This window comes from Streptomyces sp. HNM0645, from assembly GCF_030056615.1.
GTDB classification, from domain to species: domain Bacteria; phylum Actinomycetota; class Actinomycetes; order Streptomycetales; family Streptomycetaceae; genus Streptomyces; species Streptomyces marianii.
Genome location: NZ_JASHLT010000020.1, coordinates 1 through 12583, shown reverse-complemented (window position 1 = coordinate 12583; position 12583 = coordinate 1). Strand labels below are relative to the sequence as shown.

The following is a 12583-nucleotide window of genomic DNA, read 5'->3' as shown; positions in this document are numbered from 1 at the left end:
CCTCCCCTACGGGATGGACCCCCGCCCCGCGAAATCCATTCGCCCCGGCTCGGCGGGCTGAGTAAAATCGCCCGCCTTGCCCGCCTCCCTCGCAGGAGTGCCGCCTCCCGGACGGAAACCGGGTGCGCTGTCATGTCGTACTTCCAACGTACCTTCGGAGGCAGCACCGTGCCCGCGCCCGAAGCGCCCGAAGCACCGGCGCACGATCCCCTGGGCCGTGAACGGGCCCATCTGACCGCCTCGCGCTCCGCCCTGCGCGCGATGCGCGAGGACGTCGAGGCCCTGGACATCCGGGACGTCACGGCGAACTGGGTGAACGCCGTCGTCCTCGAGTCGCAGATCAACGAGCGGATCAGAGCGCTCGCGGATCTCGCCCACACCCCGCTCTTCTTCGGGCGGCTGGACTACCTGCACACCACGCAGGAGGGGCAGCGCTTCTACATCGGCCGCCGTCATGTGCACGACCCCGACGGGGATCCGATGGTGATCGACTGGCGCGCGCCGGTCTCCCAGCCGTTCTACCGGGCCTCCCGCAAGGACCCGATGGACGTGCGGCTGCGCCGCCGCTTCGGCTACACCGGCGGCGACCTCACGGCGTACGAGGACGAGCACCTCACCGACCCGACGGAGGCGGACCGGACCAGCCGGCTCCTCCAGGCCGAGATCGAGCGGCCGCGCGTGGGCCCGATGCGGGACATCGTGGCCACGATCCAGCCCGAACAGGACGAGATCGTCCGGTCGGGCCTCTCCGGCACGGTGTGCGTGCAGGGCGGTCCAGGGACCGGGAAGACGGCCGTCGGTCTGCACCGGGTGGCGTACCTGCTGTACGCGCACCGGGAGCGGCTGGCCCGCACCGGCACCCTGGTCATCGGACCCAACCGGTCCTTCCTCCACTACATCGAGCAGGTCCTCCCTGCGCTGGGTGAGTTGGAGGTCAAGCAGGCGACCGTCGCGGACCTCGTCGCCCATGTCGAGGCGCGCGGGGCGGACGAGCCCGCGGCGGCGCTGGTCAAGGGCGACGCACGGATGGCGGAAGTACTGCGGCGCGCGGTCCGTTCGCATGTGACGATGCCGGCCGAGCCGGTGATGGTGGTCCGCGGCTCACGCCGCTGGCGGGTTCCCGCGTACGAACTGGAGGACATCGTCCGGGAGTTGCTGGACCGCGACATCCGCTACGGCGCGGCCCGCGATGCGCTGCCGCAGCGCATCGCGCACGCCGTGCTCGTCCGCATGGAGCAGGCCGGCGAGGCGCCGGACGACCGGGTGCAGGACTCGGTGGCACGCAACGCGGCGGTGAAGGCGGCGGTGAAGACCGTCTGGCCGCAGGTCGACCCGGCGAAGCTGGTGCTGCGTCTGCTCTCCGACCCGGACTTCCTGGCGGAGCACGCGGACGGGGTGCTGAGCGCGGACGAACAGAAGGCGATCCTCTGGACCCGGCCGCCGCGCTCGGTCCGCTCCGCACGCTGGTCCCCGGCGGACGCGGTGCTGATCGACGAGGCGAAGGACCTCGTCGAGCGCACGCCGTCCCTCGGCCATGTGGTCCTCGACGAGGCACAGGACCTGTCGCCGATGCAGTACCGGGCGGTGGGGCGCAGATGCACGACGGGCTCGGCGACGGTCCTCGGCGACCTGGCGCAGGGCACCACCCCGTGGGCGACGGCGAGTTGGGCCGAGGCGCTGGCTCATCTGGGCAAGTCCGACGCGGTGGTGGAGGAACTGACGGCGGGCTTCCGGGTGCCGCGCGAGGTGATCGCGTACGCGTCCCGGCTGCTGCCGCACATGTCGCCCGGGCTGGCGGAGGTCCGGTCGGTCCGCGAGTCCCCCGGCTCGCTGGAGATCCGCCCGTCGGCGGGCGATGGGGACGTGGTCGCCGCGTGTCTGTCGGCACTGCGGCACGAGGGTTCGACCGGCCTGATCGCCGCCGACGACCGGGTGCCGGCCCTGGCTGCGGCGCTGACCGACGCGGGTGTCCCCTTCCTGGCTCCCGGCGAGGAGACCACCCCGGACGTGCGGCTCACCCTGGTGCCGGCATCCCTCGCGAAGGGGCTCGAGTACGACTACGTGGTCCTCGACGACCCCGCGGCCGTGGTCGCGGCCGAGCCGGACGAGCGGACGGGCCTGCGCCGGCTGTACGTGGCACTGACCCGTGCGGTCTCGGGTCTCGCGGTGCTCCACTCGTCGCCCCTGCCGTGGCAGCTGGGGTGATCCGGGCGGGAGCCTGCGGGAGCCGACAGCGGGACGGGGTCGGGGACGGGCGCACGTGCTTTGCCGGGGGGCGCCTCGGCCCGGGTTCGGGCGCTGTCCCGGCCCTGCGCGCAGGGCCGGGACAGCGGAGCTCCCAGCCCAGCCCGAGGCGCCCTCGGCCCGGCGGCTGTTGCGACCCGACCCGGTCCGTGAGGTGGCGCGTTTCGGCAGGTGCGACAACCCTGCCCGGGTCGGGATGGCGCCTCGGCCCGCCGCGTTCCCGGGCAGTGGCTCGGCTTCCGGCGCGCACCAAGGCCGCGGACGGACCGGGAACCGGACGGACCGGACTAGCCGTCCACCGCCTCGCGCCATTCGCGTACCGTCGCCTCGTCCACCGGCGCCTCCCAGCCGGCGGGCCGGGCGGCGCCGCCGATGTGGAACGCGTCCAGGCCGGCCACGCGGAGGACCGGCAGGTGGTCGAGGCGGAGACCGCCGCCGATCAGCATCCGCGGCTCGTAGCCGGGCTCGTCCCGCCTCGCCGCCTCCGCCTGCAGCACCGGCAGCCCCGCGTCGACACCCTCCGCACTGCCCGCCGTGAGATACGTGTCGAGTCCGGGCAGGTCGGCGAGCTGCTTGCGCAGGGCGTCGCGGTCCGCGGCGCGGTCGATCGCGCGGTGGAACGTCCACCGGCAGCCCTCGATCTCGGCGACCAGCCGCTCGACGGTGACGAGGTCGGGATCGCCGTGCTCGTCGAGGAAGCCGAGCACGAACTCCTCCGCACCCTCGCCCCGCAGTCCGAGCGCCGCCCCGACCAGTGCGTCGACGTCGCCCGCACCGAAACCGTCCGCGAGCCGGAGCATCACCCGCAGCGGTACGTCCACCGCCGCGCGGATGCGGCCGAAGGTCTCCCGGGACGGGGTGAGCCCGTCCGCCGCCATGTCGCTGACCAACTCGAGGCGGTCCGCTCCCCCGGCCTGCGCGGCGACCGCGTCCCGCGCGTCGAGGGCGATCACCTCCAGGAGTGCTCCGTTGCTCATGGCTCATCCTCCGCCAGTAGACGCCATACAGGTCTAGTCCAATAACGGAGTCAGCCTAGTCCGCACCCTCGCACCACGCACCGGAGCCCGGGCACACACCCCACCCCGAACACACTTCTCGGCCACCGCGCCCTTCACCTACGGGGGGCCGCGACGCGACGCTCGCGCGTACGCGGGACTCAGCCGCCCAGGCTGCCGCTCCCGAAAGCCCCGCCGCTGCGACTGCCGTGCTGCGGCCGGGCCTCGGGCCCCTTGCCGGTGGTGTGCGACGTGTGGGTCTTCATGTTGTAGGGCAGGAGCCGGCTGCCGTCGTCGGGGAAGGCGTCGTCGTCCCCTTCCCTGACCTCCTCGATGTGCTCGCGGTGGTCGGCCGGCTTCGGCTGCTCCTCGGGAGTCGGGACGCGCAGCCGGGCCCGCCGCCGCCCGTCCCACCACATGGCGCCGCCCAGGAGGACGATGAGAATGACCCCGAAGGTCAGGGGGCCGATCGCGGCGAGGATCTGGGCCGCGAGCTCCGTCTTCGGCAGGCTCTGCGCTGTGACCGCTGCGTTCATGGTGTCCGCCTCCGCACAGAGGGATGAGACACAGGCGCTATCCATTATCTCCTGATATGACCGTTATGCCAGCACCCCGGTCGACGCCGGACGGCGATATCGGACCGATGCGGACCACCCCGGAGGCACTGAGAACAGGAGCGGCCGATCCGGATGGGCCGGGGACGAGTCCGCAGGGACCCGGGACGGATGCGCAGCGCCCGGGAGGAGCGCCCCGGCACTTGCCGGTCACCGGCCGGCTGGACAATACGGCCATGCCCGCGCTTCCGAAGCACCCCGCCCATGACGACCTCCGCCGACGCTGGGCCGCCACCGTGGCCGCGGCCGCCGACCGCGCACCGGACGCCTCCCCGCACGAGCCGGACCGGTACGCCGACGACCTGCTCGGCCGCTGGGCCGAGCCGCAGCGGCGCTACCACACCACCGACCACCTGGTCGCGGTCCTGGACCGCATCGACGTCCTCGCCGAGTACGCGGACGACATCGACCTCGTACGCCTCGCGGCCTGGTTCCACGACGCGGTGTACCTGCCGGAGCGATCCACCAACGAGGAGCGCAGTGCCCGCCTCGCCGAGCGCGCCCTGCCCGAACTCGGCGTCGGCCGGGCAGGCGTCGAGGAGGTGTCCCGGCTGGTGCTGCTCACCCGTACCCACACGGCCCAGGACGACGACGCCAACGGCAAGGTCCTCTGCGACGCCGACCTGGCGGTCCTCGCCTCGCCGCCGGACGCGTACGAGAGGTACGCCGCCGCCGTGCGCGAGGAGTACGGCTTCGTCCCGGACGACGCCTTCCGCGCGGGCCGGGCCGACGTCCTGCGCCATCTCCTCGGGCTGCCGAGACTGTTCCGCACCCCGTACGGACAGCGGGAGTGGGAGGAGGCCGCACGGCGCAACGCGGCGGCGGAGTTGCGGCGCCTCGTCCACCACGCGGACGGTTCCGGAATCCGGGAATGACAGGCGTCATCCGGCTGTTGGGCACTGTCATGCCCGCAGCAACCGCCGGCTCACGCCCCCGTATGCCACCGGCCGTCTACATCCTTGGCCTCTCGGTCTTCGCGCTCGGCACCAGCGAGTTCATGCTGTCCGGGCTGCTGCCGCCCATCGCCGAGGACATGGGCGTCTCGATCCCCCGGGCGGGACTGCTGATCTCCGCGTTCGCCATCGGGATGGTCGTTGGCGCGCCGCTGCTCGCCGTGGCGACGCTGCGGCTGCCGCGCCGCGCCACGCTCATCACCCTGATCACCCTCTTCGGGCTGGGCCAGGTCGCGGGTGCGCTGGCTCCCACGTACGAGGTCCTGTTCGTGTCCCGGGTGGTCAGCGCCCTCGCGTGTGCCGGATTCTGGGCGGTCGGCGCGGCCGTGGCGATGGCGATGGTGCCCGTCGACGCGCGCGCCCGCGCGATGGCCGTGATGATCGGTGGACTGTCGATCGCCAACGTGCTGGGCGTACCGGCCGGCGCGTTCCTGGGCGAGCACCTCGGCTGGCGCTCGGCGTTCTGGGCGGTCGGCGCGGCGTCCGCGGTGGCCCTGGTCGGCGTGCTGACCAGGATCCCGCCCATCCCCGTGCCCGACGAGAAGCCGCGGCTGCACCGCGAGCTCACCATCTACCGCGACCGCCAGGTCTGGCTCGCCGTCGCGGTCACCGCGCTGTCCGCGGGCGGGGTCTTCTGCGTGTTCTCGTACCTCGCACCACTGCTCACCGATGTCGCCGGACTCGGCGGCGGCTGGGTGCCGACCGTCCTCGGACTCTTCGGCACCGGCGCACTGCTCGGCACGACGGTCGGCGGTCGCATCGCCGACGCGCACCTCTTCGGCGTGATGCTCGGCGGCATCACCGCCTCGACGGTACTGCTGGCGGTGCTCGCCCTGACCGCCGAGTCGCCGGTGCCGGCGGTGGGCCTGTCGTTCCTCATCGGCGTCGCGTCGTTCTTCACCGCCCCCGCCCTGAACGCACGGATGTTCAACGTCGCGGGCGCGGCCCCCACGCTGGCCGCCGCGACCACCACCGCCGCGTTCAACCTCGGCAACACCAGCGGCCCCTGGCTCGGCGGCACGGTCATCGACGCCGGCCTTGGCTTCGCCGCCACGGCGTGGGCGGGCGCGGCGATGACAGCCGTCGCCCTCGGGCTCGTCGCCCTGGCCCTGCGGTTCGAGCGCCGCGGGGCGGACGTGGCGCCCGGGAGCAGCCGCGTGGTCGTCTCGTCCACGGCGAACCGCGACGCCGGCGCGACGCGCTGCGGCACGGCCTGACGCAAGGGGACGGCCCGTCCGTTCCCGCCCGACACTCCGCTCCGGGGTGCGCCGTGTTGCTCCGGATGGCGGGCACCTCGGTTGCCGGTGCGCGGCGCCGGGGCGAGGGTCGCTCAGGGGGAGGTAAAGCCCCGTCAGTCTTCTCCTGGAGCGCCCAATGAGATTCGTCGCGAGCGCGGGCGGCGCCGTCGCCCTGGCCCTGGCCGTCGTACCGATGACCCCGGTCCAGGCCGCCTCTGCCAACCCCGGCCACGAGAACAACCGCATCGCCTGCACTACGAGTGCTCTGACGAACGCGATCAACGGCGCCCTGAGCGCGAGGGGCGGCACGATCGAACTGGCTCGCGACTGCCGGTACGTCCTCACTTCGGCCCTCCCGAACATCACCCAGCCCATCACCCTGCACGGAGGCAAGGGCACGAGCATCGAACGTTCGAGCGCACCCGGTACACCGCTGTTCCGCATCTTCGAGGTCGCGGCCACAGCCGGCTTTCTCACGCTCGACGACCTGACCGTCCGCAACGGCCACGTCAACGGTGACGGCGGTGCCGTCCTCGTCGGGGACGGCCGGACCCTGCTCCTCAGGTCCGTCACGCTCACTCGCAACCGGGCCGAAGGCAATGGCGGGGCGGTGGCGAACGTCGGCGGGCGGGTGATCCTCCACGACAGCAAGGTGGAGAAGAACGCCGCGGACAACGTGGTGGGCGGCGGAGGCGACGGAGGCGGCATCCACACGACCGGCGGCGTGGTGTCCATCGACTCCAGCGCCGTCAGCGGAAACAGGGCGGCGGACGACGGAGGCGGCGTGGCCTCCGAGAGTGGCTATGTGACCACCACCCACAGCACTGTGGGCAAGAACGAAGCCGAAGGTGACGGCGGCGGTATCGACAACAACGGGACGGCGCACATCCGGTTCACCAGCGTCACCGGCAACAGGGCGAGTGGAAACGGCGGGGGCATCCGGAACGCCGGCACCCTGGTCGTCGGTCGCAGCAGCATCAACATGAACACCGCGGCGAGCGGCGGCGGGATCCACAACACCGACAACGCGTGGATCGGCCGCAGCGTGATCAAGGGCAACACCGCCACCACCGGGGGCGGCGGTCTCTGGAACGACGGCGAAGCCACCGTCGAGTCGAGCGACGTCACTGGCAACGAGACCAACGGCGTGGCCGCGCCGGGCGGCGGCGTTCTCAACAGCGCCGGCAACACCGTCCTGACCGACAGCACCGTCACGAAGAACCAGGCTTCGGACGGCGGCGGCATCTACGAAACCGCGGGCGACGTCACCCTCAACCGGACCCGTGTGAAGGACAACGACCCCAACAACTGCAGCCCCACCATCACCGGCTGCGTCGGCTGACCCGCATTCAGCATCGCACGCCCGCCCCCTCGCGGGGTACGGGGCGGCCCTCCCACACCAGCGGGAGGGCCGCCCCGCCGTCCCGTCCCTCCGCGCCATGGCCCTCGGGAAGTACCCGAACGAAAAGCGGCGGTAGGTGACCGGCAGGAAGGCTGAGCCGTTTCCGGTGCCCGGCCGTCAGCCGGGGCGCCTGGCCATGACGACCAGTCCCGGCCCGCTGTGCTCATCCGGAGGGAGGCGGAGCTCGGCGACCGTGGACAGTCCAGCCTGCTCAATCAGGTTCACGAGTGGTTCCGGTTGCCATTTGTGTGTCGTCCAACGAACGGGTACGCCCCCGTAGGCCTCGGTGCGCAGCACGTCTTCGTCGCCTACGTGTGTCGCGGTGATGAAGTGCCCGCCCGGCTTCAATGCGCGCGCGAACAGGGCGAGGACCTGTGGAAGGACGTCACGGGAAAGGTTGAACAGTGACCACCACCCGAGCACACCACCGAGGGATGCTTCACCAAGGTCGAGGTCGGTGGCAGAGGCGACACTGAAGCGGCAGTGCGGATGAAGACGGCGCGCGTTCTCGATCATGCGGGGGGAAAGATCCACCCCGGACACGTCGAGTCCACGTTCGGCGAGGTAGGCGGTCACCGTTCCGGGGCCGCAGCCGACGTCGAGGACAGGGCCGAGTTCACTGACGGTGTCGGCGAAGGCGTCGATGGACGCCTTGAGCCATGGATGGCGACGGATGTCGCCGACCCCCGTCGTCACCACCATGTGGGCGTAGTTGTCGGCTACGCGGTCATAGGACTCACGAACCGTGTCGAGATCGACTGGGCGATCAACAGAGTGTGCACGCATCAGCCAACGATAGGATTCGGCAGCGGACTCGGGACTGGTGAAGCGGTAGGCGCCAAGCTGTTCGTCACGGCCCGGCTGTACTCGTGAGGGCGCTGACGCGGTTCTCGTACTCACGCCGGCCCGCGCGGCGCCGGGATCGCCGGGATCGCCGGGACACCCTCGACACCGTCGAGAGGGCTGCTCGCGCCGGTGCGCTTGGCCGACGGCTACCGGGACCACGACGAGCACGACGAGCACGACGTACTGTTCCGACTCCCCGGCGATGGTTCCGTTCGGATCCCCCGGAGGGCCCCTGCCGGCCTACCGCCCGCCGCGGTGCTTCCGCCGCCGCAGTCCCGCCTCCGTGAGCCGCCGGACCAGTTCCTTCGATCCGATCTCGACCGCGCCGGCGCGCACGGCGTCCTCGTAGCGGTGCGCTGGTACGTCGTAGTGGTCGCGTTCGAAGGCGCGTGTGGGGCAGCCGATCGACCCGGCGAAGGTGTGCAGCTCCTCGAACGACACGTCGCTGACCAGGTGGGACCACAGCATCCCGTGCCCCGGCCACGTCGGCGGGTCGATGTAGACGGTCACGACAGTCCGCCGACGGGCGCCACGACGACGCCCGCCTTTCCGCACACCCAGTGCGGGTCGGGGCCCAACTCGGGCTCCACGTCCAGCGCGTGGGGCTCGCCGGTGGTGCAGACCGGGCACAGCGGCCACCGCCCGTACCGTTCCAGCAGGGCGTCCTGCACGTCCTGGGCGATCAGCCCGGCCACGTACTCCGCACCCTCCGGCCACTGCTCGACCCACCAACGGCGCTCCCTGACCGCCTCCTCGACCAGTGAGACGACCTCTGCGTGCGCCACGTCACGGGCGGTGAGATCCGCGAGGACGAGGGCGCGGGCGGCGTGCAGCGCCTGCTCGAGTGGGTTGACGTCCATACGCTCATTGTCACCCTTCCGGGTGTGGGCCCTCAGCGCGGCCCGCGTCATCCACACCTGCCCGCGCCGTCCGCGGGGCGTCGGCCCCCCGAGTCCCGTCGGCACGAATGCCCGTCCGCACGAATGCCCGTCCGCAGGACAAAGGGGGTTGACCGTTCACAGTGGGCGAAAATATCTTTCAAGGGTGACCAAGGACCTGAAGGATTCTTTCAGCGCCGCGGGAGCCGGCCGACGCCCCGGCGCGGCCGCTCCGGGCACGTCCCGCGCCCCCGGCGGCTCGGGGGCGGCCACGTCCGCCGCAGGTGGATCCGGTGCGAGCGGCCCCGGCCCGAGCGGTGGCGCCACGAGCAGCACCGGCCGCGGCGGCACGAGAAACCCAGCCACCGGCACGAGCGGCGCCAGCGGCCCCAGCACCAGCACCAGCACCAGCACGGGTGACGCCCCGCCCGCCCCCGCCGCTCTCGCCGCGAAGGTCCGCACGCTCGCCCCGTCGATGACCCGCTCGATGCAGCGGGTCGCCGAAGCCGTCGCCTCAGACCCCGCCGGCTGCGCGGCCCTCACGGTCACGGGCCTCGCCGAGCTCACCGGCACCAGCGAGGCCACCGTCGTCCGCACCGCCCGGCTCCTCGGCTACCCCGGCTACCGCGATCTGCGTCTGGCGCTCGCAGGTCTCGCCGCCCAGCAGCAGTCCGGCCGCGCGCCAGCGGTCACCGCGGACATCGCGGTCGACGACCCGATAGCCGACGTCGTCGCGAAGCTCGCGTACGACGAGCAGCAGACCCTCGCCGACACCGCCGCGGGCCTGGACACCGTCCAGCTGGACGCCGCCGTCACGGCCCTCGCCACCGCGCGCCGCATCGACATCTACGGCGTGGGGGCGTCCGGCCTGGTCGCCCAGGACCTCGCCCAGAAGCTCCTGCGCATCGGACTGGTCGCACATGCGCACAGCGATCCCCATCTCGCCGTCACCAACGCCGTGCAGCTCCGCTCCGGCGACGCCGCCGTGGCGATCAGCCACTCCGGCTCGACCGGCGACATCGTCGAACCGCTCCGCGTCGCGTTCGACCACGGGGCGACGACGGTCGCGATCACCGGCCGTCCGGACGGGCCGGTCTCCCAGTACGCCGACCACGTGCTGACGACGTCGACGGCGCGCGAGACCGACCTGCGTCCGGCCGCCATGTCCTCCCGGACGGGCCAACTCCTCGTCGTCGACTGCCTGTTCATCGGCGTCATGCAGCTCACCTACGACGCGGCCGCGCCGGCCCTCGCCGCCTCGTACGAGGCCCTTGCGCACCGCCACAGCCCCCGCACCCGCTGAACCACCCGAGAGAGCCGCCTCCCATGACCTCCACTCCCGGACCGGCCGAAGTGCGCACGCAGCTGGAGAGCCTGACGACCGAGGCCTTCCGCCCCGAGCTCGCCGACATCGACCGGCTCCCGACCGCCGAGATCGCCCGCATCATGAACGGCGAGGACCGGACCGTCCCCGACGCCGTCGCCACACAACTGACTGCCATCGCCGCCGCCATCGACGCGGCCGCCGACCGGATGGCCCGCGGGGGCCGCCTGGTCTACGCGGGCGCGGGCACGGCGGGCCGGCTCGGCGTCCTGGACGCGAGCGAGTGCCCGCCGACGTTCAACACCGGCCCGGACGAGGTCGTCGGCCTGATCGCGGGCGGCCCACCGGCGATGGTCGAGGCGGTCGAGGGCGCGGAGGACTCCAGGGAGCTGGCCGCCGCCGACCTGGACGGTCTCGGCCTGACGGCGCTCGACACCGTGGTCGGCGTCTCCGCCTCCGGCCGTACGCCGTACGCGATCGGCGCCGTCGAGCACGCCCGTACGGCCGGCGCCCTCACCATCGGGCTCTCCTGCAACGCGGGCAGTGCTCTGGCAGCGGCCGCGGAGCACGGCATCGAGGTGGTCGTCGGACCCGAACTCCTCACCGGATCCACCCGGTTGAAGGCGGGCACGGCGCAGAAACTGGTCCTCAACATGATCTCGACCATCACGATGATCCGCCTGGGCAAGACGTACGGGAACCTGATGGTCGACGTCCGCGCCTCGAACGAGAAGCTCCGCGCCCGGTCCCGCCGGATCGTGTCGCTGGCGACCGGCGCTCCGGACGAGACCGTCGAGACGGCCCTGACCGCGGCGGACGGCGAGGCGAAGACGGCGATCCTGATGCTGCTCGCCGATGTCGACGCCCCCACGGCCGCGGACCTCCTCAAGCGCGCCCACGGTCACCTCCGCGAGGCACTCCGGCTCTGACGCGGCGCCGGCGCGCGCAGCACCCACCGGGGGCCGCCCGGAAAAGGGAACGGGCCCGCGTCCCCGGAGGAACACGGACCCGGCCCCACGCACGTCGGGACGGGTGAACCGGGCGCGCCTTCCCGCTCGGCGGGGAGCCCCTGAGGCCTGTCCCGCGATCCCCGGCGGGCGCGCGACGACAGCTACGGCGCCTCGTGATCGCCCCCTCGACAAGCGACTGGAATGCCTCTGGGGGAACTCGTTGGCCGGCGCTGGCACCCATACGCTTCCCGTTCGCCGTGAGCCTCGAAGCCGCCCGTGCAGTACGCATTTTTACCCAAGCCTTAGGGACTGTGCCGCGACCTTGCACCGAGGACGCCGAAGGCGGGCACACGGATCCGCCGAACCGGTTCACCGACCCGGAATTGCGCCTCTGAGGCGTGGCCTATCGGACACACCTCATTGAAGGAGGGGGAGGAGCACCACTCGTCTTCGTACAGTTCCCATGCCCCTCACTGACTCGCGTGGCACAGGTCTGCAGTCGCCACCGGAATCCACAGGGTCACGCCCCAGGAAATCCCCCCAGAGGAGAGCATTGTGAAGAAAACGCGCATATTTCTTTCGGTGACGGTGTGTACCCTCATGGCCGCGGCATGCGGTGGAAGCGACACCCCCCTTGACACATCCCACCTGACCGACCGGGAAAGGGAATGGGTCGAATTTTCCTACACACACGAGAAGAACGAGGACATCAAACGAACGTGGGAACAGTTGCCCGCCGAAGGCGTCAAGTCCTATCTTGACCAGCAAATTCCCCGCCTGTGCGGCGACCCGGCGTCACTGATGCACAGCCTCAAGGAAGCGGGCTATGAGGCGGGCGAAATGCAGGAGTACAGAGAGAAAACCGAAGAGCTCATCTGCTAGCCTGCCTGTTTCACTTGCCGCGGTGTCCGGATCTTGATCCGAAACGCGAAAGTGCCCTCTGAGCTGGGAAGATGAGGCTTGTCGAAGGTCTCTGTCATCCCAGCAGGAAGGCACTTTCTGCGTGCACACTACCGCCTCGCGCCCCAAGCTCGTCGTCTCGGCCGACGGCCACGGTGTGGTCAGCCATGCCGGGTCCCGTCTGCTGGCCGATCTCGCTGACGCCACCGGCCTGACCGCCGCGTTCACCGACGCGCTAC

12 protein-coding genes are annotated in these 12583 nt (G+C 71.7%); 7 read left to right on the top strand and 5 right to left on the bottom strand.

All coding sequences use genetic code 11. The features are described from left to right. Window positions 1–132: 132 nt before the first annotated feature. A complete protein-coding gene (locus tag QMZ92_RS16630) occupies window positions 133–2205 on the top strand; it encodes a HelD family protein (protein WP_502962069.1) in 2073 nt (690 codons plus the stop codon). Window positions 2206–2531: 326 nt separating this feature from the next. Here the strand turns inward: QMZ92_RS16630 and QMZ92_RS16625 are convergent, their stop codons facing one another. Together QMZ92_RS16625 and QMZ92_RS16620 are read right to left on the bottom strand one after the other, a co-directional pair. Then, window positions 2532–3221, bottom strand: coding sequence for a copper homeostasis protein CutC (locus tag QMZ92_RS16625; protein ID WP_283298165.1), 690 nt, complete (start codon window positions 3219–3221; stop codon window positions 2532–2534). A 179-nt stretch (window positions 3222–3400) separates the two neighbouring features. Next, entirely contained in the window at window positions 3401–3775 is a 375-nt protein-coding gene (locus QMZ92_RS16620; protein ID WP_283298164.1) for a DUF6479 family protein, read from the bottom strand. Between the two features lie 254 nt (window positions 3776–4029). Here QMZ92_RS16620 and QMZ92_RS16615 point away from each other — a divergent pair, with 254 nt between their 5' ends. From QMZ92_RS16615 to QMZ92_RS16605, 3 genes are all read left to right on the top strand, one after another. Then, a complete protein-coding gene (locus tag QMZ92_RS16615; protein WP_283298163.1) occupies window positions 4030–4728 on the top strand; it encodes an HD domain-containing protein in 699 nt (232 codons plus the stop codon). 62 nt (window positions 4729–4790) lie between these two features. Further along, window positions 4791–6023, top strand: coding sequence for a Cmx/CmrA family chloramphenicol efflux MFS transporter (locus QMZ92_RS16610; RefSeq protein ID WP_283298246.1), 1233 nt, complete (start codon window positions 4791–4793; stop codon window positions 6021–6023). A 157-nt stretch (window positions 6024–6180) separates the two neighbouring features. Then, a complete protein-coding gene (locus QMZ92_RS16605; protein ID WP_283298162.1) occupies window positions 6181–7386 on the top strand; it encodes a hypothetical protein in 1206 nt (401 codons plus the stop codon). A gap of 177 nt (window positions 7387–7563) precedes the next feature. On the opposite strand, the gene QMZ92_RS16600 is transcribed toward QMZ92_RS16605, so the two are convergent. From QMZ92_RS16600 to QMZ92_RS16590, 3 genes are all read right to left on the bottom strand, one after another. Further along, window positions 7564–8232 (bottom strand): class I SAM-dependent methyltransferase, encoded by a 669-nt coding sequence (locus QMZ92_RS16600; protein ID WP_283298161.1) that lies wholly within the window; start codon window positions 8230–8232, stop codon window positions 7564–7566. A gap of 300 nt (window positions 8233–8532) precedes the next feature. Beyond that, a complete protein-coding gene (locus QMZ92_RS16595) occupies window positions 8533–8802 on the bottom strand; it encodes a DUF4031 domain-containing protein (protein WP_283298160.1) in 270 nt (89 codons plus the stop codon). Then, complete coding sequence (locus QMZ92_RS16590) at window positions 8799–9152, bottom strand: DUF8819 family protein (RefSeq protein ID WP_138054553.1); 354 nt, start codon at window positions 9150–9152, stop codon at window positions 8799–8801. Before QMZ92_RS16590 ends, QMZ92_RS16595 begins: the two co-directional genes overlap by 4 nt. 184 nt (window positions 9153–9336) lie before the next feature. Between QMZ92_RS16590 and QMZ92_RS16585 the strand changes: the two genes are divergently transcribed. From QMZ92_RS16585 to QMZ92_RS16575, 3 genes are all read left to right on the top strand, one after another. Continuing rightward, window positions 9337–10473, top strand: a complete 1137-nt coding sequence (locus QMZ92_RS16585) for a MurR/RpiR family transcriptional regulator (protein WP_283298159.1) — start codon at window positions 9337–9339, stop codon at window positions 10471–10473. Window positions 10474–10496: 23 nt separating this feature from the next. After that, window positions 10497–11423 (top strand): N-acetylmuramic acid 6-phosphate etherase, encoded by a 927-nt coding sequence (gene murQ, locus QMZ92_RS16580; protein ID WP_283298158.1) that lies wholly within the window; start codon window positions 10497–10499, stop codon window positions 11421–11423. A 576-nt stretch (window positions 11424–11999) separates the two neighbouring features. Further along, on the top strand, window positions 12000–12326 hold the full coding sequence (locus QMZ92_RS16575) for a hypothetical protein (protein ID WP_283298157.1): 327 nt from the start codon (window positions 12000–12002) through the stop codon (window positions 12324–12326). Window positions 12327–12583: the final 257 nt, after the last annotated feature.